This window comes from Vibrio sp. Vf1514, assembly GCF_052076135.1.
Taxonomy (GTDB): domain Bacteria; phylum Pseudomonadota; class Gammaproteobacteria; order Enterobacterales; family Vibrionaceae; genus Vibrio; species Vibrio furnissii.
This window is the reverse complement of record NZ_CP197267.1, coordinates 1414542-1439302: the sequence shown is the minus strand read 5'-3', so window position 1 is coordinate 1439302 and position 24761 is coordinate 1414542. Positions and strand designations below refer to the sequence as shown.

The following is a 24761-nucleotide window of genomic DNA, read 5'->3' as shown; positions in this document are numbered from 1 at the left end:
TTCTGCTACAGTTAGTTAGATCACTACACTGCAACATCGTCGTATAACGGGATGTGCGTCAGTGCAGTGACTTCATCGATGTACTGTCGCACTCGTGCTGGAAACTCGATGCCTTTCACGACCGTTAAATTGCGCAGCGTCGGATACATGTTCACATCATCATAGCTCAGTGTGTGGCCTCGCTCTGAAGGCAGAACTAGCCAATCCAGTTGCGCCAATAACGCGTTCATAGGCGCTAGAAATTCCGCACTCTTTGCATACGCATCGTCGAAACTCATGCCAATCATGGCCGATTTATTTTTGGTGTACCACGCTTTCGCTTCGGGTTGTTGAAACTCAGGCAACTCAATCATCATCCAACGCGGGTGAACCAATGGGCCATTAAACGGCGCAATTTGACGTTGCCACTCTGCAATATTTTCCCCCTGCTGTGCAACAGCCAATCTCGGCTGGCCATCAAACGCATCCAAATACGCCGCGATATCTAAACTCTCGGCCATGTAGCTGCCATCCGGCTTTTGTAGAATCGGAACCATGTTGGCGCCCACTTTTTCAATGCGAGCATCAACATCATGGTTTTGTAGATAGACCCACTCGACATCAACGTTCTTATAAGCCGCCACCATCATGGCTTTAATGCAGTACGGGCAATGTTGAAAAACAAACAGTTTCATAATCGATCCTTAGCCAGTTGAATTGCTTTCAGTCTAACGACTCAAGGGGAAAACTCAACATAACATGATGATTGATAAATCAATTCGCCATGTTAGTAAAGCAATCCACCCAGCATCGGCGGAAGCAGAACTCCGCCGCACCGATGCCGTTGGCTCGTTGCAGTTTACCGAGAAATCATTCACAGAGAATTAATTCACAACGAAATGAGCGATGCGACGTGACGCAAGCATTGTCTCGCCGCCGGGCTGATGCCTGCGAGTTGGAAAAATCCGTGGATCACCCCCAAATAGCGCTGACAGTGAACCTCGACACCTTCACGATTCAGTAAACCGTAGAGCTGCTCGCCTTCGTCGCGCAGCGGATCGCATTCCGCGGTCAAGATGTGCGTGGTCGGCAGGCCAGCCAGATCATCACATTTCAGCAAATTGAGATCATCTCGGTTCATCTGCTGACCTGCGTAAAGCTCAAAGCCTGACATGAGCATGGCTTTGGTGATGACATAGTCTTCACCAAAAGTTTGATAACTGCCTGAACTGCCCGTCGGATCCAGCATCGGATAAATCAAGATTTGCTGCTTTGGCAGCCACTGCCCTTGGCGTTTTAAACGCAGAGTCGTCGCCAAAGCCAAATATCCGCCAGCACTGTCGCCCAAAAGCGTGATGCTTTGCGCGTCCCCACCCAACAGCGCCGAGTTGTGATAAACCCACTGCGCAGCTTCATACGCATCATCGTGCGCGGCAGGATAAGGATGCTCAGGCGCCAAACGATAACTCACCGCCACCACAATCGACCCGCTGAGCATCGCCAACGTTGCCAGTTGTTGGTGATGCGTCGCAAAGCCACCGCTGACAAAGCAGCCCCCATGATAATAAAGCGCAATATCAGAATTTAACTGCGTTGCGCGACGATAAATCCGCAGTGTGAGGTCACCAACTTGGCGCTCTTCCACACAGATGCCGGCAGGCACATCGCCAGCCAGCACCGCACTGGCTTCATACCCGGCTCGACGTTCAGCAACCGACGGTAAAGGTGCATGTTTCACTCTGTTGGCGAGAAATTCCTCAACCAATGTGGCGATGCCACGCTCTAAATTTGGTGTTGACGTTGATGTCATCCTTCGTGTTCTCTGTCGCAAAATTTTCGTTATTGTACGCAAAGACAAACAACTGTATAAATATACAGATCACAATTTTTCAGCACGAATTGGCAAAACCAAGAAAAGAAATCGTCTAGAAACAAAAAAGGCTGACAAGCGGCCATGCATTGTCAGCCCGAATTTCACCATTGAACATCGCCACAAGCGAGACTAGAACGCTAATCCTAACGCATGCAAACGCGCACGCGCATCTTGAGCGGTCGCAAACTGGAAAGCGTGAAATCCCTGCTCAATCGCGCCTTGCACATTGGCGGGCATGTCATCCATAAATACCGACTCATGCGGAATAATGTTTTGGCTTTGCGCTAAATGTTGATAGATGCGCGGATCTGGCTTGAGCAATCCACATTCGCTGGAGACCACTGCACCGGTAAATTTCGGCCAAAAGTCATATGTGGCTTTCAGGTGTGCCACAATCTCATTCACATTATCTGTCAGCGCATACAAGGTGTAACCCGCACTCAGTAAGTCATTCATCAAAACCTGGGTGCCGTCAATCAGCTGTTGTGTCGCTTTAATGTAGTGAAACAGGGTCTCGAGCTCCGTAGGCTCAATGCCAAGCGTGTGGTGAAACTTCACCTGCGCTTGTTGCTCGGTGTATTGACCTTTATTGAGGTCTCGCCAAATTTCGCTATGGAACAATAATTTAGCTCGTTCTTTCGCCTGCTCTGTTTCGCCAAAAGTTAACGCAGAAATTTCTGCAGGTGCCCATTTCACAATGACGTTTCCAATATCAAACACCACATTTTTTATCGCCATATACGCCTCCTGATTTAGCGTCGAGTCTAGCGCAGGTTGATGACCAGATGTTGAAGACTCGCTCGCATTTGGGGATTTGACACAAGAAAAAACCGCTCCGAAGAGCGGTTTGATGACCGTAAAGAAAAACTACGCGCCTTGTGGCGGTGTGAATGCTGTCAGCGGTAGCGCTTCACCTTGCCATTTTTCGATTTTAACCAGTGACGAGTTACCCGCACAGCCATTCGCCAAACGAGAAGACGGAATGTCTGCCGTCAACACGTTACAACCGCCGTTCTTACAGATACCGTGTGGTTTATCAAAATCAGGCCATGCACCTTCGTGGATACACACCGAACCTTGCTTGATGCCGTCTGTAATGAGCGCGCCCACCAAGACTTGGCCACGATCGTTAAACGCTCGCACTAAATCGCCATCAGCAATGCCACGTGCTTTCGCGTCGTCTGGATGGATCCAAATCGGCTCGCGGTTGGCAACGGCATACAGTTCACGCAGCTTAGCGTAGTTGAGCTGGCTATGAAGACGGTGCGCTGCGTGTGAGGTCATCAGTTGCAGCTCGCCATCTTTGGCATTCCCCACCCACTCGGTTGGCGGTAGCCACGTTGGATGAGGAGGACAATCTTTGTAGCCAAAGCTTTCAATGGTTTTCGAGAAGATTTCGATCTTACCGCTTGGCGTACCCAGCGGATTGAGGATCGGATTTTCACGGAAGTCTTTATAACGCACAAACTTCGCGTTCTCTTCGTTCCACTTCATTTCAATCAGTTGGTTCTGTTTCCAGAAGTAGCTGAAGTTAGGCATCGCCACACGGTTTGCTCGACCAATTTTCTGTGCGTCTTTGTAGAAACCGGCCAACCATTCCATCTCCGATTTGCCTTCCATGTACACATCTCGACCGCCCGGTTTGAGCAACTCGGCCATGTCAGCAAACACATCCAAATCGCTTCGCGCTTCAAATTGCGGCTCAATCACCTGCTTCATTGGCACCAAGTGTTGGTTACTGTAGTCGCCGGTCATAGTGAGATCGTTGCGCTCAAATGACGTCGTGATTGGCAATACGATATCGGCATGTTTTGCTGCCGCAGTCCAATACGGTTCAGAGATAACAATCAGCTCCGGCTTTTGCCACGCTTTGATCAGACGGTTGGTGTCTTGGTGGTGAGTAAAGTTGGCACCGCCCGCCCACCAGATCATTTTCACTTCAGGGAACGTGCGCTCATGGCCGTTGTGTTGATATTTTCCGCCTGGATTTTCCAGCGCTTCCACGATACGTGCAACCGGGAACGCATTGACTGCGCCCGAAACGGCCCAATCGTTCCCCGCCGAAGATGACCCTGAAATTTCAGCAGAAATCGCCGGTAACACACCAGCGTTACGTGTTGGGTTACCGCCGTTGGAATAATGGTAAGAGAAACCAAAACCACCACCCGGCAAGCCAATTTGACCCAACATCGCCGCCAATGTAACCAGCATCCAGTGTTTCTGTTCACCGTATTGCTGGCGTTGAATGCCCCAACCGGACATGATCATGGTGCGGTTTTGACTGAAAATATCCCCCAACAGCTCAAGCTGTTTCGCGGGCACGCCACAAATGCTTTCTGCCCACTGCGGTGTTTTCTCAACGCCATCGGATTGACCCAGCAGGTACGCTTCAAACTTATCGTAACCTGAGGTGTATTTGCTCAAAAACTCCACATCATGTTGTTTCTTCGCCACCAATGAATGTGCCACACCCAACAGCATCGCCACGTCCGTGCCCGGATGTGGTGCCAACCATTGCACTTTGTCGCCAAAGAATTCAATGGTTTCAGAGCGCATTGGATCAATCGCAATAATCGTTTTGTTGGATTTTTGCAGTTGATGGAAGAACTCAAGGCCAGCACCATCGGTACTCAGCCAAGAGATTTTGAGTGTGTTGATTGGGTTGAGTCCCCAAAGCACGACGACATCCGAATGTTCCATGATCATCGGGTACGTGGTTTGTTGCTCATAAACTTCAATCGAACCTACAACATGCGGCATGATGACTTGCGCGGCGCCCGTTGAGTAGTCACCCAAGTGACCCGAATAACCGCCCGCCATACTCATGTAACGTTGCAGCAAAGTTTGCGCTTTGTGCAAAATGCCACTCGAACGCCAACCGTAAGAGCCTGCAAACACTGACTCTGCACCATACTGCTTACGAATGCGCATTTGCTGCTTATGGATCAATTGATACACTTGCTCCCAAGTTACGCGGACAAACTCATCGTCGCCACGAGTGCCTTGCGGTTTAGATGGGTTTGCGAGGTATCCTTTACGCACCATTGGGTATTTAACGCGAGCCTGCGTGTGCGCTTGATCCGGCGCAGACGATTGCAGGCTGTTTTCCACAGTTTGTGGCAGTGCGTTGGTCGATGACACGATTTTGCCATCTTTCACTTCAACCAACATGGCGCCCCAGCGACCCGCTGTTAATACAGCCGAACCACTGCGCTCGTTCGCGAAAACAGGCATCGGTGCAACAGAAGAGATGGCAAAAGCGCCCGCTGTCATACCTGCACCTTTCAGAAAACTTCGACGTGTGATAGTAGTCATCACTGAATCCTTATACTGGTTATTGAGCGGCATCTTTTGCGTTGTATTGGAAGTACTTAGTCAGAATCTCTAAGTCTTCTTTGCTGATCGATGTGCGATCACCCATGCTCTTCGCAACCGCAGGCCATGCGTTGACAGTAAAGTGTTCACTTGGGATTTTTGCGTGACACGTTGAACAGTACACATTGTCTAACTGTTCTGCGTAAGACCATAGAGAATCCACTTTCGCCAACACAGGCGTTTCGATGTCGCCTTGCAGTTCAACTTGGCGCCATTGATTGCCGTAATCGTCTTCTGTGTACTCACCTGTCTTCAACGCTTTTTGACCCGCATCTGTCAAGATCGCGACCACAGCACGTTTGCCTTGGCCCATATACAGAACCTGCTCAGCCCCTTGCATTTGGTACGCCTGCATCGTTACGGTACGTTTGCCATCGTGATCGCCCACCACCGCCAGTTTGGTCGCCGGATTGATGGTGCCCAAATCGCCAATTGGCGTGGCTTGAAGGGTGAAGACTTCTTTTGCCGTGGTTGGCGTGAGTTTGGCTTCATCCACCAAATGCGCCAGCGCTTGGCTGTCCATTTTCACTTCAGGAAGAATGTGTGCGACCCCTTTGTGACAATCAATACAGGTTTGATTGTTTTCAATCCCATATTGGTGCATTTTCTGCGCTTCAGGTGACTGGTCGTAAGTTTCCATCGCGTCTTCAGTGTGACAAGAACGGCACGTCACAGAGTCATTCGCTTTTAACTGCGCCCAGACCATCTCCGCCATTTCTGCGCGATGTGCCTCGTATTTTTCATCGGTACTGATCTTTTTGGTGATGAATTCGTGGTAGATATCTTTGGATGCGCGAATTTTGGTGATTAAGTAATCGATGGTATCGGTCGGAATATGACAGTCTGCACATTCAGCGCGAATACCCTTCGCATTGGTGAAATGAACCGAACCTTGATATTCCTTATAAGGTGTATCCATAGTGTGACAAGAAACACAAAACTCGGTACTCGACGTTTTTTCTAAGATGGCATGCGTTACGCCAAGTGATAGCCAACCAATGACAACACCAATGACGAGAACAAGCACTATAGCGCCTTTTTTTATACTCATTTTTCCTCACAAATCTGTGGTGGGGATGATTTCCAGTGAAGCCTAATTCGATGGTCTGAACAGAGTTGCGAGAGCGACCCTACCCCTTAGGGTTAGGCTTTCTAATAGTAGTCAATCGATAGCATAGGTGAATGTGATTCACATCACTTTTTGTACCAGAATCAAATTATCGCAACACAATTTGCGCTGATTTCTCAGTTCTTATACGGATAAATCGGGTTACAAGAGAGAATTCGAGAGGAATAGGTAGAGAAATGAAAGGTATAGCGGTAAGCGAAAAGATGAAAATCACGATAAAAAAATGCAGCGATAGTGCGCGAATACAATCGCCACTTTCACTGCATCAAGTCAATCTGTCTTAGCAAAAATTATTGGCTTTGTTTTGCAACCAATGCGGCCATCACGGCTTCGCGATGTTCCAAATAATCATTTAAGCCGACTTTGCGTAGGTGACACGATGGGCAATCGCCACAGCCATCCCCCATGATGCCGTTGTAACACGTCAGTGTTTCATGACGCACCAGCTCCAGCGCGCCATTTTGATCCGCCATAGCCCAGGTTTCAGCTTTATTTAACCACATCAACGGCGTGCGAATCTCCAGTTCACGATCCATCCCCAAGACCAACGCACTGTTCATCGCTTTGACAAAGTCATTGCGGCAATCGGGATAGCCCGAAAAATCGGTTTCACACACCCCCGTGATCACGGTTTGCGCGCCAATTTGGTAAGCATAAATGCCCGCCAGCGTCAGAAACAGAATGTTGCGGCCTGGGACAAATGAGTTAGGCAGGCCATTTTCTTGCAGTTCGTTGGACACCGGAATGTCATCGCGCGTCAGTGAACTGATCGCCAATTCATTCAACAGCCCCACATCCATCACTTTGTGCGCTTTCACACCGAGTTTTTTCGCCAGCGTTTGAGCCACTTCGATTTCCAATTTATGGCGCTGCCCGTAATCAAACGTAATCGCATGCACTTCATCAAACTCTTTCAACGCTTGAACCAGACAGGTGGTTGAGTCCTGACCGCCGCTAAAGACGACAACTGCTTTTTTCATTCTACGATTCCTTTACGCAATACTGAGATATTTGTGGGTTTGGATCGACAAGCGCCAGTTACGCGCGATGCAGGTATCAATACACAATTGCGTTGCACGTGGCTTTTGGCTAATCGGTTGAAGCGCGACCACCGTCGTTGCCGGCACACCCGCGCGCGCTAAAAGTTGGTCTAAGTTATCGATGTCTTTCTCTGTTGCCACAGGGTGCTTGATCTCGTTGGCGCGTTGCAGCGCCACATCCACCACAGGCAGTTTGCCTTTCATGGCCACTTTTGGTGACACTGTCACCCAAGTGTTTTCCGTTGCTTGTACCGCAAATGTGCCGCTGGTTTCGATCTGACAACGGCAACCGATCGCTTCAAACGCTTGGGTCAATGGCACGAGATCATAGATACAAGGTTCGCCACCTGTGATCACGATATGTTTGGCCGTATAACCTTGAGCGCGATATCGTTCGATGATCTGCGGCGCAGATGCCGAACACCAGTTCGGATTGTCTTCTGTCTTGACCAGAATTTCATCAAATGAACGCTCATCAGCGGGCGCCGCATCCCACGTTTGTTTGGTATCGCACCACGCACAACCGACAGGACATTCTTGCAGACGAACAAAAACCGCAGGCACGCCGGTAAACACACCCTCGCCCTGAATCGTCTCAAACATTTCGTTTACTTTATACAAGGTAAAATTGCCTAACTTGTTATCCAAAAATTGCAGGTCGCTGACCTTAAAGGATGCGTTCGTGAAGGTCAATTTAAAACCGACGTGACTCGCATAAAAAGCGCCGATAGCTCCTTCAAACCTGACTCAAACATAGCGCTATCCAGCGCATAGTTATGCCCGTTCATTGAACATCACTTTCATCAAAAACGCGCATCCTGTCATATTTTAGGTATAATCTCGACTTCCGTTTCGCGCAGACTTTTTAGGTAAGACATGTACAAACTGATCGCTCTTGATATGGATGGCACCCTTTTAAACAGCCAAAAGCAGATTTCACCACGGACTAAACTGGCGATTGCTGAGGCTCGTGAACAAGGTATTCAAGTGGTGTTGGCCTCCGGCCGCCCGATTGATGGCATGCGCAGTAAGCTTGAAGAACTGAACATCCAATCCAACGACGATTACGTGCTTTACTACAACGGGTCAATGGTCGCCAATGTCGGCACAGGCGAAATCATCTATCAACAGATTTTGGATGGTCGTAGTGCAAAAATGGTGGCGCGCTTGGCAAACGAGATGGGCGTCAATACCCATGCATTTAGCCAAATTCACGGCTTGATCACACCAAAGATCAGCCAATTTACCGAAGTCGAAGCACAGATTAACGGCCTGACGATCACGGAAATGGACTTCGAACTGCTCGAAGACGATCACCCGATTATCAAAGCCATGATTGTTGCCGAACCTGAGCTGCTCACTCGCACGATTGAAAGCCTGCCCGCGGAACTGCATGAACAATACACCATTGTGCAAAGTGCCCCATTCTTCCTTGAATTCCTCAACACGAAAAGTAATAAAGGCGTCGGTGTCAAAGCGATTGCTGACCACCTCAACATTCCGGCCAGTCAGGTGATATGTATGGGCGATGCTGAAAACGATCACCACATGCTGAACTATGCTGGCCTAGGCATTGCGATGGCAAATGCGATGGAAGAAACCAAGCGCATTGCCGATTACATTACGTTGAGCAACGATGAAGATGGTGTTGCTGTAGCCATCGAAAAGTTTGCGCTCAACAAAACACCCTGTAACGCGTAAACACATAGACTTCAGATCAAAAAGGCGGCCTATGGCCGCCTTTTTACTTGGATTCATTTCTGACTTGATTGGATGTCGAAAGCGCGACGCGGCTATTTCTCGTAGCCTTGTCCCAGCACACGTTGTTGCGCTTGCAGCAACGCGTACTCTTGAGTGCCTTGAGGAATCAAGACGCACACGCGGAGCTGTGCTTGACTCGCTTGCTGTAGGCGTTCACTCAATTCGGCGGCACTAGAAAAGTGTTCACGTTCTGCGTCGCGACGGCACAAATCAATAAATTCAAACGGGCATGAACGCGCATGCAAGACCAGTTCGGCCTGTTGCATGTAACGCAGTGCTTTCAGCGGCAGAAGCTCAACATCTTGACCAAATTCAACCCAAGTCACTTCACCACGTTCATCCAACGGTTTATCGAGCGCTTTGATATAAATCTTCTCGAGGCTTTCACGATCTTTGGCATTTTTAACTTCGGCTTCTGCGAAAAACAGCTCCCAAAATTTGCGACGTAGATCAACTGTCGGCAAAAATTCTTTAATTGAGTTGCGTTTTGACGCTCCGAAATCAGCCAGTAATCCTAGGTTTTGTGGCAGGACCGCTTCCAAGGTTTCACGGACGTTGCGAATCAGTACCGGAGACGCGCCACCACTGGAGATCGCCAGTTGAATTCGACCTCGTTCAATCATCGAAGGCGTGATGAAATCACAGTAAGGTTGGTCGTCCACCACATTGACTAGAATACCAAGTTTTTTTGCATCCTTATGCACTTGGTGATTAAGTTCAGGATTGTCGGTTGTCGCCCAGACTTGCAAGTACTCCTTTGTGAGCAATTGCGAGGAGTAAAAGTTCTGTATCCATTGGCATTTGCGGTCATCCACATAGGATTGAAGAGTCGAGGCAATTTGTGGTGATACAATGGTCACTTTCGCACCAGCACGCAGCAGCGCATCAATCTTGCGGCACGCTACCTCTCCTCCGCCAACAACGAGCACAGGTTTATTTGTTAAATCCAGAAACAGAGGAAAGTATCGCATTTTATTTTGTTCACAATCTAAATAACTATGCGTTTCATGCTACCAAAAAAGGTGCAATGAAATCACTAGCTAAGGTGGATGAAATAATTAATCACCGAATTTAAGCGGCTGATCAGCATTTTATATTGAATTACCATACCAACACCAAGTGTTAATATTAAGTTAACAGTCAATAATACTTCGACCGTTCTGTTGCACTATTCGTGTGCCTAGTTGCACTATTTACAATCGCGTAACATTTGGCCATTCTAACAACAGCTTAGGTTTGGCTTCTCAAACGAAAATCTTTTTAAATTATATATTTGAGAAAACTTTAATCCTTTCCTACGCTTATAAACGGTTGATTTGTAAACGTGCGATTGAGCCCAAATACAACCGAAACTAATAATAAAACACAACATTTTCTGAACCTTGGATCAGGCATCACTGATCAAATATGGATCATACAGGAAGGATACAAATGGCAAATAAACTAACACTTCTTGCTTCCGTCGTAGCGGCATCGACTGCCCTGATGGCAAACTCAGCATCTGCTGCGGATAGCACCCTAGACAAAGTGTTGTCACAAGGTTTTCTGACTTGTGGCGTGAGTACTGGTCTACCGGGCTTCTCGAACCCGAACGCAAAAGGCGAATGGGAAGGGATTGATGTGGAATATTGCCAAGCGCTCGCGGCTGCAGTTCTTGGTGACAAAACTAAAGTGAAATACGTACCTCTCACCGCGAAAGAACGCTTTACTGCCCTGCAGTCAGGCGAAATTGATGTGTTGTCTCGTAACACCACTTGGACACTACACCGCGACAGCGCGCTGGGTCTGAACTTCGTTGGTGTGAACTACTACGACGGCCAGGGCTTCATGGTTAAGAAAGATCTTGGCATTTCAAGTGCGAAAGAACTGGATGGCGCATCCGTGTGTGTTCAATCGGGCACCACCACTGAGCTCAACCTTGCAGACTACTTCCGTAACAACGGCATGAGCTACAAGCCGGTCGTATTCGATACAGCGGCGCAAACATCAAAAGGTTTCGATGCAGGTCGTTGTGACGTGCTGACCACGGACCAATCAGGTCTTTACGCACTGCGTCTGAACTTGGAAAAACCAGATTCAGCAGTCGTACTACCAGAAATCATCTCAAAAGAACCGCTTGGCCCGGTTGTTCGTCAGGACGACGACAAGTGGTTTAACGTCGCGAAATGGACCCTATTTGCGATGGTCAACGCAGAAGAGTATGGCATCACGTCGAAGAATGCTGACGAAATGCTGAAATCGGACAACCCAGAAGTGAAGCGTATCCTTGGTGTTGACGGTCCAAAGGGCAAAGGCCTTGGCATTCGTGACGATTGGGGCTACCAAATCGTGAAACAAGTGGGTAACTACGGTGAAAGCTTTGAGCGTACCGTTGGTAAAGGCTCGCCTCTGCAAATTTCTCGTGGCGTGAACGCGCTGTGGAATGCGGGCGGCTTTATGTACGCTCCACCTATCCGTTAATAAAGACTGATAAAAATGGGCGGTTTCGGCCGCCCTTTGTCAAAAATGGATAAGAGGTTATCGCTGTATGAAACCTACGAATACTGCTGTGCAAAAGACCGCGAGCGCTGCTCCGTCGAAAGGCACAAGTTTATTTTACAATCCCACCTTTCGTTCAGTTGTCTTTCAGCTGATCGCTATTGCCGCTCTGGTTTTTTTCTTCTACACCATCATTAATAACGCCCTGACAAATCTGGAATCGCGAGGTATCGCGACCGGTTTTGATTTCCTCGATCAACCTGCCGGTTTTGGGATTGGCCTGACCTTGATCGACTACAACGAAACGTACTCTTACGGGCGAACGTTCGTTGTCGGCTTACTGAACACCGCTTTGGTGTCAGTCTTGGGCATTATTTTGGCGACGATGATCGGCTTCGTGCTGGGCATTGCACGCCTGTCATCTAACTGGTTAGTTAGCCGTCTCGCGGCGGTGTATATCGAAACGTTCCGTAATATCCCACTTCTGCTTCAGATCTTCTTCTGGTACTTCGCCGTGCTACAAGCGCTGCCGTCACCACGTGAGAGTATGAGCTTAGGCGAAGCGGTCTTTTTGAACGTTCGTGGTTTGTTCTTCCCGGCGCCGGTCTTCGAACCTGGATCCAGTGTGGTTCTGATTGCCTTCGTGGCAGGCGTTATCGCCTCGATTGTGATCAATATATGGGCCAATAACAAGCAACGCCTCACCGGTCAACAAACACCGATGGGACGTATTGTTCTGGTGCTGTGTGTGGGTCTACCGCTGATTGTCTATTTCATCATGGGGATGCCGATTTCGGCGCAATACCCCGAGTTGAAAGGTTTCAACTTCCGCGGTGGTATCAGCATCATTCCTGAACTGGCGGCCCTGCTGCTCGCGTTGAGTGTCTACACGGCCGCGTTTATTGCAGAGATTGTTCGTTCCGGGATCAATGCCGTAAGCCATGGTCAGACAGAAGCGGCGATGTCGCTTGGCCTGCCACGCTCGAAAACATTGAAGCTGGTGGTCATTCCTCAAGCACTGCGCATCATCATTCCGCCATTAACCAGTCAATACCTGAACCTGACCAAAAACTCATCGCTTGCGATGGCAATTGGTTATCCGGATCTGGTGTCGGTCTTCGCGGGAACCACGCTGAACCAAACGGGTCAGGCAATCGAGATCATTGCTATGACCATGGGGGTTTATCTGGCTCTGAGTTTGATTACCTCAGCATTGATGAACCTGTATAACCGTAAAGTTGCATTGGTGGAGAGATAAGATGAAAACGCATCAGTTTCAACCCAGTCTGCCGCCACCAGCAAACACAACCGGCGTGGTCGGCTGGCTCCGTAAAAATCTGTTTAACAGCCCTTTAAACTCTGTCGTAACATTGATCTTGGCCTACATTGCCTTTTCAGCCATCTGGCATGTGCTGGACTGGGCCATCATCAAAGCAGACTGGGTGGGTGCCACTCGTGATGCCTGTACCCGTGATGGTGCTTGTTGGGTCTTTATCAGCGTGCGTTGGGAACAGTTCATGTACGGCTTCTACCCACAAGCTGAGTTATGGCGTCCTCGCATCTTCTTTGCCACATTGGCGATTTTCATTGCGCTCTTGGCGTATGAACGCACGCCAAAACGCACGTGGATCTGGCTGTTCTTTGTCAACATCTATCCGTTCCTGATGGCAGGCCTGCTGTATGGCGGCGTGTTTGGACTGGAGGTGGTGTCCACCCATAAATGGGGTGGCTTGTTGGTGACATTGATCATCGCGCTAGTCGGTATTGTGGTCTCGCTGCCGATTGGGGTCGCACTGGCATTGGGTCGTCGTTCAGACATGCCTGTCATTCGCAGCCTCTGTACCGTGTACATTGAAGTGTGGCGTGGCGTGCCTTTGATTACCGTGCTGTTCATGGCGTCGGTGATGTTGCCGCTGTTCCTCTCCGAAGGTTCAGAAACCGATAAGCTACTGCGCGCCCTGATTGGTGTGGTGATGTTCAGTGCCGCTTATATGGCGGAGGTGATTCGTGGTGGTTTGCAAGCCATTCCGAAAGGTCAGTACGAAGCCGCCGATGCGCTTGGCCTGAGCTATTGGAAGAAAATGGGGCTGATCATTCTGCCTCAAGCGCTAAAAATCACGATTCCGTCTATCGTGAACACCTTCATTGGCCTGTTTAAAGACACCAGCTTGGTGCTCATCATCGGTATGTTTGATGTGTTGGGTATCGGCCAGGCTGCAAACACCGACCCGGAATGGTTAGGGTTTGCAACCGAGAGTTATGTATTTGTCGCGTTAGTGTTCTGGGTGTTCTGTTTCGGCATGTCGAGATATTCGATCTGGCTTGAACGCAAACTCCACACCGGCCACAAACGATAAGCAATCTTTCAAGGAACGTATTATGACGCAACAAAATTCAAGCGAACTCATGATTCAGATTAAGGACATGAACAAGTGGTACGGTGAGTTTCACGTACTAAAAAACATCAATCTAGACGTCAAAAAAGGTGAGCGAATCGTTATCTGTGGCCCATCCGGTTCGGGTAAATCCACCATGATTCGCTGCATCAACCGTCTGGAAGAGCATCAAAAAGGCCAGATCGTCGTGTCAGGCAATGAACTGACGGAAGATCTGAAAAACATCGAAGCCGTTCGCCGTGAAGTGGGGATGTGTTTTCAGCACTTTAACCTCTTCCCTCACCTAACGGTTTTGGAAAACTGCACACTGGCACCGATTTGGGTGAAAAAGATGCCGAAAGAGGAAGCCGAAGCGATTGCCATGAAGTACCTGCAACGCGTGAAGATTCCTGATCAGGCAGACAAATACCCAGGTCAGTTGTCCGGTGGTCAGCAACAACGTGTGGCGATTGCGCGTTCATTGTGCATGAACCCGCAGGTCATGTTGTTTGATGAACCGACTTCAGCGCTCGACCCAGAAATGGTGCGTGAAGTGCTTGATGTAATGGTCGAGTTGGCGGAAGAAGGCATGACCATGTTGTGTGTGACGCACGAAATGGGCTTTGCCAAAGAGGTGGCTGACCGGGTGATCTTCATGGATGCCGGGGAAATTATCGAGGAGAACAATCCAAAAGATTTCTTCGAAAACCCGCAGTCTGACCGCACTCAGGCCTTTTTGGCGCAGATTCTGCACCACTAATGCAAGCCAATTCACTCATCAAAGAGGCGATTTATCGCCTCTTTTCTTTTGCAGAACGCTTGAAAAGCGCCCAATCGCTTGGGCATTCATCACCTTTATGTACATGGATTTAAACAAATATTTCCGCTTAACTTCAAAAAGCTTAGAATATTCATACAATTAGTGTGTTAGCATTCACCAAAACGGAAATATTGTGTTACAACTTGCTCACACATGAGCGACCATTTTTTGATTATTATTTCCAGTAATTGGTACTGGAAGAGGCTTGAAATAAGGAACTTTTGGCCTCATAAATGTCCATATAACTATCAACACCTTTCTATGAGGAAGAGTATGAACAGTCCTATGTATTCACGCACCTCGTCTTATGACAGTGCTCTACAAACAAACAAAGTGCTGCGTAACACGTATGCACTGCTTTCAATGACACTGCTTTGGTCTGCGGTTGTGGCTGGTATCTCGATGGCGATGAACCTTCCTCGTCCGGGCCTGATCATCATGTTGGTGGGTTTCTACGGTCTGCTATTTTTGACTGAAAAGAACCGTAACAACAGCATGGGCCTTGTCTTTACGTTCCTGTTTACCGGTTTCTTGGGTTACACCATTGGTCCAATCCTCAACATGTACATCGGTGCAGGGATGGGCGATGTGGTACTAACCGCGCTTGGCGGTACGGCACTCGCGTTCATGGGTGCATCCGCATACGCGCTGACCACAAAACGTGACCTGTCATTCCTGGGCGGTCTGCTGATGGCAGGCTTTGTGGTTCTGCTGATCGGTATGGTGGCAAACATCTTCCTGCAAATGCCAATGCTGTACTTGGCAATGAGCGGTATGTTCGTGCTGTTCTCAACTGGCGCAATCTTGCTGACCACTCAGCAAATTGTTCGCGGTGGTGAAACCAACTACATCTCGGCAACCATCACACTGTACGTGTCTATCTACAACCTGTTCATCAGCCTGCTGAGCATTCTCGGCGTGATGCGCGACGATTAATTCGCTCGCTTCAGGTAACGATTCTAAGCCCGAAAGCCTCGCTTTCGGGCTTTTTCGTTGTTGCGACACACGCAATACTCCTTGAGCAAACGCCAGAGCTTCGCTACCCTTAGCGCAAACTGACGATTGGACAATAAAGATGTTTGAATACAACGGCAAATCGATTGAAACCGACGCACAAGGCTACTTGTTGGACTACACCTTGTGGGAAGAAGAAATGATTGACATGCTTGCCAAGGAAGAAGGCCTGACTCTAACGGATGCTCACTTGGAAGTGGTGCTTTTCGTGCGTAACTTCTACGAAGAATTTAAAACGTCACCGGCGATTCGCATGCTTGTGAAAGCCATGGAAAAAGAGCACGGTCCAGAAAAAGGCAACAGCAAATACCTGTTTAAACTGTTCCCGAAAGGCCCAGCGAAACAAGCCACCAAGCTGGCAGGCCTGCCTAAACCGGCCAAGTGCCTATAACGCTTTGCTCGTCATCCTGTAAGCGCCCAGCTTACAGGATTTCAAACCCGCGATAATGCTTGTTGGTGATACATTCCAAACGTTCCACGTGATTGACCGATGCCGTTCTTGGCCCCTCTTTGAGCCATTCATGCAGCGCGTCGACTTGGTCGGGTTCCCCGCATGCAATTACTTCCACATCGCCGCTAGACAAGTTTTTTGCATACCCCGTTAAGCTCAGCGTTAATCCCTGATGCGCCGTGTGATAGCGAAACCCCACCCCTTGCACCACGCCCGACACAATAAACTTATCGCATTTGATCGACATCTCATTCCCTTCCTGTTCCGATGTTGAAGCCTCATGGTGATTCGACAACAACCATTTCCTGAGTTCCCTAAACATATGCGCACCACTTGCTCGCCTTGACCCTAAATCACCTTTACCAAGGATAGACAATTTTCACATCAAGCACTGTGAGCGCAAGACCAAGACTATTTTCCCGCGGCGTTTGCTTTTCTGGCTGAGTTCCATGAAAATACCCGCCCATTTCTATTAATCATTTGAGTAACGCAATGACTCCTGCAATCTATCTGGTCAAAGGTCGTGAGAAATCTTTACGCCGCAAACATCCTTGGGTGTTTTCTCGTGGTATCGGCAAAATCGAAGGTGAACCCAACTTAGGTGACACCGTTGATGTATATACCCACGATGGCCAATGGCTTGCGAAAGCGGCATACTCACCGCATTCTCAAATTCGTGCGCGAGTATGGAGCTTTGAAAAAGAAGCCATCGACACCGCGTTCTTCGTGAAACGTATTCAACAAGCGCAACTACTCCGCGACGATCTGATTGTGCGTGACGGGCTAACGGGTTACCGCTTGATCGCCGCAGAATCTGACGGTCTGCCGGGCATTACGATCGACAAATACCAAGATTTTCTGGTGTGTCAATTGCTGAGCGCAGGTGCTGAATGCCAAAAAGACGTGCTGGTTGAAGCGCTGAAACAATGTTTCCCAACATGCAGCATCTACGAACGCTCTGATGTTGCCGTCCGTAAAAAAGAAGGGTTGGAAGAGCGCGTTGGCGTTCTGCATGGCGAAGCGCCACCAAAATCAGTCGTGATTGAAGAAAATGGCGTAAAAATCAGTGTCGATATCGTGGGCGGCCACAAAACCGGTTTCTACCTCGACCAACGCGACAGCCGTTTCCAGTCGATGAAATACGTGAAAGATAAAGACGTGTTGAACTGCTTCTCATACACCGGCGGTTTTGGCCTGTACGCCCTCAAAGGCGGCGCAAAACGAGTCATCAACGCAGATGTGTCACAACCCGCACTGGATACTGCGAAGTTCAACGCAGAACTGAACGAATTCGATATTTCGAAAAAACGCGCCGTGTTTCTCAATGCAGACGTATTCAAACTGCTGCGTGAATACCGCGACCAAGGCACCAAGTTTGATGTGGTGATCATGGATCCACCCAAGTTCGCAGAGTCGAAAGCGCAGCTTAATGGTGCATGCCGAGGCTACAAAGACATCAACATGCTGGCGATGCAAATCCTCAATCCCGGTGGCACGCTGCTGACCTATTCATGTTCAGGTTTGATGGATCAAGTGTTGTTCCAGAAAATCATTGCCGATGCAGCGCTGGACGCGGGACGCGATGTGAAATTCGTGGAACGTTTTGAACAAGCAGCCGATCACCCGACAGACACGGCATACCCAGAAGGGTTTTACCTCAAAGGTTTCGCTTGTAAAGTGCTGTAATCATTTTTCAAAAGGCTTCCCCAAGGGAAGCCTTTTCTCTTTCACGAATGCATGTAACCGCATGTGCAATCAAGCGCATTTTTAGTGCAGTAACTCCAAAATAGTGCATTGAAAACAAACATTTTTGTGCAGCCAGTCCCCGACTTTCGCTTTCCATGACACTTTGATGACAGCCCTGTTCACGTACCAGACCAGATGTAACAAGGTGTGACCTTGAGAGCACACGCAAAATGAGTATCTACTGATAAATATGGCATAAAGCTTGCGATTTGAATGATGATTTCTTACAACGAAAAGGATCATTCAATGAGAAAAACAGTACTAGGCGCGTTATTTATCAGCGGCTTAATCTTCCTTCCAACCACAAACGCAGCCACACAATTTAAACCCGAACACGTTTCCGTCGAGAAAGAAATTAAACCGGGACCGAACGTGTTTGTGATCGATCAAAGCTGGGCGGGCTCCAGCACCATCACCGTGCTCGGCGCCGACAATTTTGGCGTCAAAGGGAACATCTCTACCGGTTTGATTGCCCAGTTTGGCCTGTCAAAGGACAAAAAATCGCTCTATACCGCGTCGGTCTATCCCAAACGAATCGTATGGGGCGATATCGACGCAGTGGTGCAAAAATTCACGGTCAACTCGCTGAGTTTGGATAAAGAGCTCACCTCCTCTCCGAAAATGGCGCAATCCGCCGCATACGTGAACTCATTCCAAACTTCAGCCAGCGACAAATACGCCTTTGTCCAAAATGCAACGCCCGCGGCTTCAGTGTCTATCGTTGATATCGCCAGCGGGAAAGAACTCCTAGAAATTCCGACACCGGGTTGTTGGGGGATCTACGCCTCGCAAGAGGACAACAAGTTCAGCGCCGCTTGTGGCGACGGCACTTTTTCCACGTACGTCATAGCCAAAGATGGCAAGAACTACACTGCGCATAAAAGTGAAAAGATTTTCGATACCGATGACGATGCGCTATTCATCACCGCACAGCGCGACGGTAGCAAGCTGATGTTCACCTCGTTCAAAGGCAACATGTACGTGCTCAGCGACAGCGGCGACACCGTGAAGCTTGAAGACAGATTCAGCTTTACCAAAGACATTGACGGCGGCTGGCTACCTGGCGGCTACGAAGTGATGGGCTACAACCAACCCAACAAGTTGATGTTCGTGGCCATGCATCCTAACGGTAAAGAAGGCAGCCACAAAGACGGCGCGCAAGAGATTTGGGGTGTCAACATGGACACACACCAAGTGGTGACGCGTATTGAAACGGAAGAGCCGATTTCGTTGGCAGTCTCTCAAACCCAAGCGCCAGACGTATTTGCACTGACCGATTTCGGCACCGTGGTCAAATACACCTTCAACGGCAGCACGTTTGAAGGCAGCAAAGTCGATGAAGTCGAAGAGATGGGCAGTTTCACACAAATGCTGATGGTGGATTATTGAGATGAGCACATCCTGGATAACCCAATATCACCTGACCCTCATGACCTTCTTCGTGTTGGTGTTTATTCAGGCCGCACTGCACAAAGGATCGGATTTGCGTCGTTTCTCGGGGTACATCAGCCAGTATTCACGCCACTTTGAGCCACGCGCTTACCCGCTTGCCGTACTGCTGTTGGTGTGTGAAATCGCGGCCGTCGCCCTAAGCATCACACCAGCAACCAATGCCGTGGGCGAAGGGTTGATGTTACTGCTGCTGATGGGCTACACGCTCGCCATGAGCCTTCAGCTTAGAAGTGGTCAACGAGAAATCGACTGCGGCTGCGGCGGCACACCGATTGTGGTATCGCGCCGGACATTGATGCGCAACGCCACCCTCATGGTGCTGGCCGGTTCGATGTTGTTGACGGCCAATCAACCGATCACCAGCTTGAGTCTGGCCTTGGCGATTGGCGGCGGCGTGTTGCTCTGGTTTGGGTATTACCTGCTGGAACAACTGATGCACAACCATGATTTAATTCTGAAGATTGCTCAACACGATCAGGAAAAGGACGTCTAATGAATACTGTATTACTGTTTGCAGTCGGCTTTCTCGCTGTACTTGTCGCACTGCTGTTTATCGCGTTTATTGCGCTTTCTCGCCAAGTTGGGATTCTGTTTGAGCGAATTTCACCGGTCGGGGCCATGATCAACAACAACGGACCGCAACTGGGTGAAACGCCCAAACCCATGACACTTATGTCGCTCAACCAAGGCGAAATCACCTTGGGCGGCGCGCAGGAAAAAAGTACGCTGGTGCTGTTTGTCTCGCCCTCCTGCCCGATTTGTAAAGTGCTGCTGCCCCTCATCAACAGCCTACAAAAAGCCGAAACGCGCTGGCTCAATGTGGTGCTGGCCAGTGATGGCGATGAAGCGGCGCAACGCGCACTGATTGCCCAACACAAATTGGATGCGATTCCATACGTGCTCTCCCAAGAGTTGGGTGTGGCGTATCGCGTCGCCAAACTGCCCTTCTCTGTTCTCATGGATGAACAAGGACAGATCGTGTCAAAAGGGCTGATCAACAGCCGAGAACAGTTGGAAAGCCTGTTCAACGCCAAAGAGAGCGGCTTTGAATCACTACAAGATTTTTCACAAAAACAGACCATGACGGTTAATCACTAAGCAGGAGACAGTGACAATGAAAAAATTCAGCGACATGTTATTGAATGCCATGGACAGGCTCTCAGAGAAAACCGTCCGTCATTCCGCACGCCAAATTGGCCGCCGTAACTTCCTCGCCAAAGCGGGTGTATTTATCGTCGGGACCGGCATGATGCCATTGTTGCCCTTCGACCGCTCAGCGGGCAAAGTGTTTGCAGCCGAAGGCCCCGGCGATGACGTGAACAGTTGTGACTACTGGCGCCATTGTGCGCTTGATGGCAACTTGTGTTCCTCATCCGGGGGGAGCGAAACCACCTGTCCTCCGGGTTCTGAAGCGTCCAAAGTGGCGTGGGTAGGCACCTGTCTCAACCCGAACGACAACAAAAACTATCTGGTCTCGTACAACGACTGCTGTGGTAAAGCCACGGTGAACAGTTCAGTGGCGTGTCTGAATAGCGAACGGGAGCGTCCGGGGTATCGCATGGGTCTGCACAATGACATCAACTGGTGCATGGCCAACACCAACAAAGGCTATCACTGCACCGTGGCCGCATTGGTGGGGTTGGCGAATGAATAAACGCGCCGCTTCTCTGTTATTTGCATGTATGGCGCTTGGCACTCACTATTCGGTGAGTGCCGAATCGGGTCAGGATAAGTTTGTCACCAACTGTTCTGGCTGCCATGGAATGGACGCCAAAGGCATCATCGGCCTCGCTCCGCCACTGGAAAATCCGGAACTCTGGAATCGTTTGGGCGACAAACGCGATCAATACATCGCGGGCGTCGTCACCGGTGGAATGAGCGGCAAGATTGAGTCTTTAGGCAACAGCTATCAAGGATTTGCTATGCCTCCACAAAGTTTTCTCGATACTGCGGATCTCGTCGACATCACACACTACGTGCTGAATGACATCAACCACCTGACTGGCGGTCCAAATGCCACCCTGATCGACCAATACAAAGAGAATCCACTCTCGCATCAGGATCTGCATCAACTGCGTGACGGAGATTAAGGAATGAAGACTACGCTTGACCGTCGTTGGGTACGAAGCGTTTTCCTAACCTTCGCCCTGTTGAACGGAGCGGCGTATGCCGCGCCTAATACGCCTCAACAGAACTACATCCTCAAATGTTCCGGCTGCCATGACATGGATGGCTCTGGCTCCGAACCCGGAGGCATCCCGCCACTGCCCGGCTACCTCGGTGCATTTATGGATGATGAACAAGGCCGAGTCTATTTAATGAACGTCCCCGGCGTGATTGCTTCCGGACTCAACAATCACGACCTTGCGGTATTGATGAATTACCTCAATGACAAATGGGGCGACAAAGCCAATGCCAAACCGTACTCTGCTGAAGAGATTGCGCAGATTCGCGCTGCGCCGCTGGAGGATGTGGTGAAATATCGCCGAGAAATCGTCAAGCGCTTCAATGAGCAAGGCATTGCAACGGGGTCATACCCTTGGCCTTAACCCACAAAGCCCGCATGATGCGGGCTTTGATTTTAAATGGACGGAGAAAAATCGACGCCAAACGTGCCTTCACCTGATGAAATTCACTCACTTAGTGACCAACCATCATTAGTGACCATCAGGCGTTAGTGGCAACGTTGTATGGCAAGCGTTTTATGGGCACTCATATCGGATCGGTTCAATAAAAAAATCCCCCGGGCTAGCCGAGGGATTGGGTCATATCATCCTATGGACTTAGATAAGGTCAAAACGGTCTGCGTTCATCACTTTGGTCCAAGCAGCCACGAAGTCTTTCACAAACTTCTCTTGGTTGTCGTCCTGTGCGTACACTTCCGCGTATGAGCGCAGGATGGAGTTCGAACCGAACACCAAGTCAACACGAGTGGCTGTCCACTTAGTCGCACCGCTGTGGCGGTCAACAATATCGTACTTGTTGCGACCTGTTGGCTTCCAGCTGTACGCCATGTCCGTCAGGTTAACGAAGAAATCATTAGTCAGCGCGCCAACGCGGTCGGTAAAGACGCCGTGTGCACTATCGCCATAGTTAGTACCAAGGACACGCAAACCACCCACCAATACCGTCATTTCAGGTGCAGTCAGGCCCATCAGTTGAGCGCGATCCAGCATCATCTCTTCCGGTTTCACCACGTAGTCTTTTTTCTGCCAGTTGCGGAAGCCGTCAGCCAGAGGTTCCAGCACCTCGAACGATTCTACATCCGTCATCGCTGCCGTTGCATCACCGCGACCTGCGCTAAATGGAACTGCCACGTTGAAACCAGCCGCTTGAATGGCTTGTTCAACACCGACGTTACCAGCCAGTACAATAGTGTCGGCGACGCTGATACCCGCGTCAGCGGCAATCTTCTCAAGCACAGCAAGCACTTTCGCAAGTTTCGCAGGCTCGTTCCCTTCCCAATCTTTTTGCGGCGCCAAACGAATACGAGCACCGTTTGCACCACCACGATTGTCAGAACCACGGAATGTCCGTGCGCTGTCCCATGCCGTTGACACCATCTCACTGATGCTCAGGCCGCTGGCTGCGATTGCCGCTTTCACTGCATCCACATCGTAATCACTACGACCCGCAGGAATTGGATCTTGCCAAATCAAATCTTCAGCCGGCACATCTGGGCCCACGTAACGTGCTTTCGGACCTAAGTCACGGTGAGTCAGTTTGAACCATGCACGGGCGAAGACTTCTTCGAAGTAAGCTTGGTCTTTGTAGAAACGCTCGGAGATCTTGCGGTATTCAGGATCCACTTTCAGCGCCATATCCGCATCAGTCATCATTGGGTTGTAACGGGTTTTACCGTCTTCAACGTCAACCGGTTTGTCTTCTTCTGCGATATCGACTGGTTCCCACTGCCATGCGCCTGCTGGGCTCTTGGTCAGTGCCCATTCGTGCTCAAGCAGCATCTTGAAGAAACCGTTATCCCACTGTGTTGGATGCGTCGTCCACGCACCTTCCAAGCCACTGGTTACAGTGTTACGACCGATACCGCGTGATTTGTGGTTAATCCAACCTAGGCCTTGCTCTTCAACGTCTGCGCCTTCTGGATCAGGACCAAGCTCTGCCGCGTTGCCGTTACCGTGCGTTTTACCCACCGTGTGGCCACCAGCAGTCAGTGCAACCGTTTCTTCATCATTCATCGCCATACGAGCGAACGTCACGCGCATATCGTGTGCCGTTTTCAGTGGATCAGGGTTGCCATCCACACCTTCTGGGTTCACGTAAATCAAGCCCATCATCACGGCTGCAAGCGGGTTTTCCAAGTCACGTTCACCGGAGTAACGTGTGCCTGCGCTGCCACTTGGTGCCAACCACTCTTTTTCAGAACCCCAGTACGTGTCTTTCTCTGGGTGCCAAATATCTTCGCGGCCAAAGCCGAAACCGAAGGTTTTCAGACCCATGGATTCATACGCCATGTTACCGGCCAGCAGGATCAAATCCGCCCAGCTAATTTTGTTACCGTATTTTTTCTTAATTGGCCAAAGCAGACGACGCGCTTTGTCGAGGTTGGCGTTATCTGGCCAAGAGTTGAGTGGTGCGAAACGCTGGTTACCCGTTGCGCCGCCCCCGCGACCGTCAGTGGTACGGTAGCTACCTGCTGAGTGCCACGCCATACGAATCATCAGACCACCGTAGTGACCCCAGTCTGCTGGCCACCATTCTTGGCTGTCGGTCATCAGTGCTTTCAGGTCTTTTTTCAGTGCGTCAACGTCGAGCGTCTTCAGCGCTTCACGGTAATTGAAGTCGGCACCGTAGGGATTGGTCTTGGTGTCATGTTGGTGCAGGATGTCGAGGTTCAGTGCGTTCGGCCACCAATCCATGTTGGAGGTACCCGCGGAAGTCATGCCGCCATGCATCACTGGGCATTTGCCTGAAGCGCTACTATCATGATTTGCCATAAAATGTCCCTTTACCTATTTTTGGTTCGAGTTGAATGAATTCGTTGATCCAAATTTGCTAATACGATGAGTTGCTTAGCAAAATATAGTGTGAATTAATGTCTACGAAAGTGAGTCTAGTCGCGAAGTAACAAATGTTCACATTATTTGTAACGATTATTTCAATAGAAAAAACCTATTAAACAAACTTTCGATGTTTCAGTCTGACCCATTGAATGATTAAATAAGTATTTAGCTTTATTAATAGTCCGTTTTACTGAACCACCTTAAAATAAAACCTCAACGCAATGCATCCCTTTCAAAACATACC

General features: G+C 49.5%; 24 protein-coding genes. 14 read left to right on the top strand and 10 right to left on the bottom strand.

What is annotated here, in order from left to right; translation table 11 throughout:
* Positions 1–23: 23 nt before the first annotated feature.
* The 7 genes from grxB to queE all read right to left on the bottom strand — a co-directional run bounded on the left by grxB (position 24) and on the right by queE (position 7999).
* Entirely contained in the window at positions 24–674 is a 651-nt protein-coding gene (gene grxB / locus ACS18Q_RS06720) for a glutaredoxin 2 (RefSeq protein WP_441257567.1), read from the bottom strand.
* A gap of 194 nt (positions 675–868) precedes the next feature.
* Positions 869–1789, bottom strand: a complete 921-nt coding sequence (locus ACS18Q_RS06715; protein ID WP_441257566.1) for an alpha/beta hydrolase — start codon at positions 1787–1789, stop codon at positions 869–871.
* A gap of 192 nt (positions 1790–1981) precedes the next feature.
* Entirely contained in the window at positions 1982–2590 is a 609-nt protein-coding gene (locus ACS18Q_RS06710; protein ID WP_441257565.1) for an HAD family hydrolase, read from the bottom strand.
* Between the two features lie 129 nt (positions 2591–2719).
* Positions 2720–5167 (bottom strand): molybdopterin guanine dinucleotide-containing S/N-oxide reductase, encoded by a 2448-nt coding sequence (locus tag ACS18Q_RS06705; RefSeq protein WP_004726073.1) that lies wholly within the window; start codon positions 5165–5167, stop codon positions 2720–2722.
* 19 nt (positions 5168–5186) lie between these two features.
* Entirely contained in the window at positions 5187–6278 is a 1092-nt protein-coding gene (locus tag ACS18Q_RS06700; RefSeq protein WP_441257564.1) for a NapC/NirT family cytochrome c, read from the bottom strand.
* 368 nt (positions 6279–6646) lie between these two features.
* Entirely contained in the window at positions 6647–7336 is a 690-nt protein-coding gene (queC, locus tag ACS18Q_RS06695) for a 7-cyano-7-deazaguanine synthase QueC (protein ID WP_014205150.1), read from the bottom strand.
* A 12-nt stretch (positions 7337–7348) separates the two neighbouring features.
* On the bottom strand, positions 7349–7999 hold the full coding sequence (gene queE / locus ACS18Q_RS06690; RefSeq protein WP_238810060.1) for a 7-carboxy-7-deazaguanine synthase QueE: 651 nt from the start codon (positions 7997–7999) through the stop codon (positions 7349–7351).
* A 273-nt stretch (positions 8000–8272) separates the two neighbouring features.
* On the opposite strand from queE, the gene yidA reads away from it, so the two are divergent.
* Complete coding sequence (gene yidA, locus ACS18Q_RS06685; protein ID WP_158140819.1) at positions 8273–9097, top strand: sugar-phosphatase; 825 nt, start codon at positions 8273–8275, stop codon at positions 9095–9097.
* Positions 9098–9189: 92 nt separating this feature from the next.
* Here yidA and ACS18Q_RS06680 read toward each other — a convergent pair whose 3' ends face one another.
* Positions 9190–10128, bottom strand: coding sequence for an NAD(P)-dependent oxidoreductase (locus ACS18Q_RS06680; RefSeq protein WP_441257563.1), 939 nt, complete (start codon positions 10126–10128; stop codon positions 9190–9192).
* A gap of 460 nt (positions 10129–10588) precedes the next feature.
* On the opposite strand from ACS18Q_RS06680, the gene ACS18Q_RS06675 reads away from it, so the two are divergent.
* The 6 genes from ACS18Q_RS06675 to ACS18Q_RS06650 all read left to right on the top strand — a co-directional run bounded on the left by ACS18Q_RS06675 (position 10589) and on the right by ACS18Q_RS06650 (position 16235).
* Positions 10589–11617 (top strand): amino acid ABC transporter substrate-binding protein, encoded by a 1029-nt coding sequence (locus ACS18Q_RS06675; protein ID WP_004726079.1) that lies wholly within the window; start codon positions 10589–10591, stop codon positions 11615–11617.
* 67 nt (positions 11618–11684) lie between these two features.
* On the top strand, positions 11685–12893 hold the full coding sequence (locus ACS18Q_RS06670) for an amino acid ABC transporter permease (protein ID WP_004726080.1): 1209 nt from the start codon (positions 11685–11687) through the stop codon (positions 12891–12893).
* 1 nt (position 12894) lies between these two features.
* Positions 12895–13992 carry an amino acid ABC transporter permease gene (locus ACS18Q_RS06665; RefSeq protein WP_004726081.1) on the top strand — a complete coding sequence of 366 codons (1098 nt, stop codon included), beginning with the start codon at positions 12895–12897 and terminating at the stop codon, positions 13990–13992.
* Positions 13993–14014: 22 nt separating this feature from the next.
* On the top strand, positions 14015–14770 hold the full coding sequence (locus tag ACS18Q_RS06660) for an amino acid ABC transporter ATP-binding protein (protein WP_004726082.1): 756 nt from the start codon (positions 14015–14017) through the stop codon (positions 14768–14770).
* A gap of 333 nt (positions 14771–15103) precedes the next feature.
* The gene (locus ACS18Q_RS06655) at positions 15104–15766 is read left to right on the top strand and encodes a Bax inhibitor-1/YccA family protein (protein WP_004726083.1); all 663 of its coding nucleotides are present in this window, start codon (positions 15104–15106) and stop codon (positions 15764–15766) included.
* 139 nt (positions 15767–15905) lie between these two features.
* Positions 15906–16235: a TusE/DsrC/DsvC family sulfur relay protein gene (locus tag ACS18Q_RS06650; RefSeq protein ID WP_441257562.1), complete on the top strand. Its 330-nt coding sequence runs from the start codon at positions 15906–15908 to the stop codon at positions 16233–16235.
* A gap of 31 nt (positions 16236–16266) precedes the next feature.
* Here ACS18Q_RS06650 and yccX read toward each other — a convergent pair whose 3' ends face one another.
* Entirely contained in the window at positions 16267–16542 is a 276-nt protein-coding gene (gene yccX / locus ACS18Q_RS06645) for an acylphosphatase (RefSeq protein WP_014205155.1), read from the bottom strand.
* 245 nt (positions 16543–16787) lie between these two features.
* Here yccX and ACS18Q_RS06640 point away from each other — a divergent pair, with 245 nt between their 5' ends.
* The 7 genes from ACS18Q_RS06640 (at position 16788) to ACS18Q_RS06610 (ending at position 22042) form a co-directional block, all read left to right on the top strand.
* Positions 16788–17981 carry a class I SAM-dependent methyltransferase gene (locus ACS18Q_RS06640; protein ID WP_004726086.1) on the top strand — a complete coding sequence of 398 codons (1194 nt, stop codon included), beginning with the start codon at positions 16788–16790 and terminating at the stop codon, positions 17979–17981.
* Positions 17982–18287: 306 nt separating this feature from the next.
* On the top strand, positions 18288–19430 hold the full coding sequence (locus ACS18Q_RS06635; RefSeq protein ID WP_441257561.1) for an amine dehydrogenase large subunit: 1143 nt from the start codon (positions 18288–18290) through the stop codon (positions 19428–19430).
* A 1-nt stretch (position 19431) separates the two neighbouring features.
* Positions 19432–19986 carry a MauE/DoxX family redox-associated membrane protein gene (locus tag ACS18Q_RS06630; RefSeq protein WP_441257560.1) on the top strand — a complete coding sequence of 185 codons (555 nt, stop codon included), beginning with the start codon at positions 19432–19434 and terminating at the stop codon, positions 19984–19986.
* Positions 19986–20591, top strand: a complete 606-nt coding sequence (locus tag ACS18Q_RS06625; RefSeq protein ID WP_172562177.1) for a redoxin domain-containing protein — start codon at positions 19986–19988, stop codon at positions 20589–20591. Before ACS18Q_RS06630 ends, ACS18Q_RS06625 begins: the two co-directional genes overlap by 1 nt.
* A 16-nt stretch (positions 20592–20607) precedes the next feature.
* Positions 20608–21147, top strand: coding sequence for a methylamine dehydrogenase light chain (locus tag ACS18Q_RS06620; protein ID WP_004726090.1), 540 nt, complete (start codon positions 20608–20610; stop codon positions 21145–21147).
* Positions 21140–21583 (top strand): c-type cytochrome, encoded by a 444-nt coding sequence (locus ACS18Q_RS06615; protein ID WP_232281691.1) that lies wholly within the window; start codon positions 21140–21142, stop codon positions 21581–21583. Before ACS18Q_RS06620 ends, ACS18Q_RS06615 begins: the two co-directional genes overlap by 8 nt.
* Positions 21584–21586: 3 nt before the next feature.
* Positions 21587–22042 (top strand): c-type cytochrome, encoded by a 456-nt coding sequence (locus ACS18Q_RS06610; RefSeq protein WP_238529573.1) that lies wholly within the window; start codon positions 21587–21589, stop codon positions 22040–22042.
* 234 nt (positions 22043–22276) lie between these two features.
* Here ACS18Q_RS06610 and katG read toward each other — a convergent pair whose 3' ends face one another.
* Positions 22277–24451, bottom strand: coding sequence for a catalase/peroxidase HPI (gene katG / locus ACS18Q_RS06605; RefSeq protein WP_041942559.1), 2175 nt, complete (start codon positions 24449–24451; stop codon positions 22277–22279).
* Between the last annotated feature and the right edge of the window lie 310 nt (positions 24452–24761).

What these genes read in the sequence shown, in the direction of transcription:
- queC (WP_014205150.1), bottom strand. Translation starts at nt 7,336, where the DNA reads ATGAAAAAAGCAGTTGTCGTCTTTAGCGGCGGTCAGGACTCAACCACC.
- ACS18Q_RS06615 (WP_232281691.1), top strand. Translation starts at nt 21,140, where the DNA reads ATGAATAAACGCGCCGCTTCTCTGTTATTTGCATGTATGGCGCTTGGC.
- queE (WP_238810060.1), bottom strand. Translation starts at nt 7,999, where the DNA reads ATGTTTGAGACGATTCAGGGCGAGGGTGTGTTTACCGGCGTGCCTGCG.
- ACS18Q_RS06625 (WP_172562177.1), top strand. Translation starts at nt 19,986, where the DNA reads ATGAATACTGTATTACTGTTTGCAGTCGGCTTTCTCGCTGTACTTGTC.
- katG (WP_041942559.1), bottom strand. Translation starts at nt 24,451, where the DNA reads ATGGCAAATCATGATAGTAGCGCTTCAGGCAAATGCCCAGTGATGCAT.
- ACS18Q_RS06680 (WP_441257563.1), bottom strand. Translation starts at nt 10,128, where the DNA reads ATGCGATACTTTCCTCTGTTTCTGGATTTAACAAATAAACCTGTGCTC.
- ACS18Q_RS06655 (WP_004726083.1), top strand. Translation starts at nt 15,104, where the DNA reads ATGAACAGTCCTATGTATTCACGCACCTCGTCTTATGACAGTGCTCTA.
- ACS18Q_RS06610 (WP_238529573.1), top strand. Translation starts at nt 21,587, where the DNA reads ATGAAGACTACGCTTGACCGTCGTTGGGTACGAAGCGTTTTCCTAACC.
- yccX (WP_014205155.1), bottom strand. Translation starts at nt 16,542, where the DNA reads ATGTCGATCAAATGCGATAAGTTTATTGTGTCGGGCGTGGTGCAAGGG.
- ACS18Q_RS06630 (WP_441257560.1), top strand. Translation starts at nt 19,432, where the DNA reads ATGAGCACATCCTGGATAACCCAATATCACCTGACCCTCATGACCTTC.
- ACS18Q_RS06675 (WP_004726079.1), top strand. Translation starts at nt 10,589, where the DNA reads ATGGCAAATAAACTAACACTTCTTGCTTCCGTCGTAGCGGCATCGACT.
- ACS18Q_RS06650 (WP_441257562.1), top strand. Translation starts at nt 15,906, where the DNA reads ATGTTTGAATACAACGGCAAATCGATTGAAACCGACGCACAAGGCTAC.
- ACS18Q_RS06670 (WP_004726080.1), top strand. Translation starts at nt 11,685, where the DNA reads ATGAAACCTACGAATACTGCTGTGCAAAAGACCGCGAGCGCTGCTCCG.
- grxB (WP_441257567.1), bottom strand. Translation starts at nt 674, where the DNA reads ATGAAACTGTTTGTTTTTCAACATTGCCCGTACTGCATTAAAGCCATG.
- ACS18Q_RS06640 (WP_004726086.1), top strand. Translation starts at nt 16,788, where the DNA reads ATGACTCCTGCAATCTATCTGGTCAAAGGTCGTGAGAAATCTTTACGC.
- ACS18Q_RS06665 (WP_004726081.1), top strand. Translation starts at nt 12,895, where the DNA reads ATGAAAACGCATCAGTTTCAACCCAGTCTGCCGCCACCAGCAAACACA.
- ACS18Q_RS06700 (WP_441257564.1), bottom strand. Translation starts at nt 6,278, where the DNA reads ATGAGTATAAAAAAAGGCGCTATAGTGCTTGTTCTCGTCATTGGTGTT.
- ACS18Q_RS06710 (WP_441257565.1), bottom strand. Translation starts at nt 2,590, where the DNA reads ATGGCGATAAAAAATGTGGTGTTTGATATTGGAAACGTCATTGTGAAA.
- ACS18Q_RS06660 (WP_004726082.1), top strand. Translation starts at nt 14,015, where the DNA reads ATGACGCAACAAAATTCAAGCGAACTCATGATTCAGATTAAGGACATG.
- ACS18Q_RS06715 (WP_441257566.1), bottom strand. Translation starts at nt 1,789, where the DNA reads ATGACATCAACGTCAACACCAAATTTAGAGCGTGGCATCGCCACATTG.
- ACS18Q_RS06635 (WP_441257561.1), top strand. Translation starts at nt 18,288, where the DNA reads ATGAGAAAAACAGTACTAGGCGCGTTATTTATCAGCGGCTTAATCTTC.
- yidA (WP_158140819.1), top strand. Translation starts at nt 8,273, where the DNA reads ATGTACAAACTGATCGCTCTTGATATGGATGGCACCCTTTTAAACAGC.
- ACS18Q_RS06620 (WP_004726090.1), top strand. Translation starts at nt 20,608, where the DNA reads ATGAAAAAATTCAGCGACATGTTATTGAATGCCATGGACAGGCTCTCA.
- ACS18Q_RS06705 (WP_004726073.1), bottom strand. Translation starts at nt 5,167, where the DNA reads ATGACTACTATCACACGTCGAAGTTTTCTGAAAGGTGCAGGTATGACA.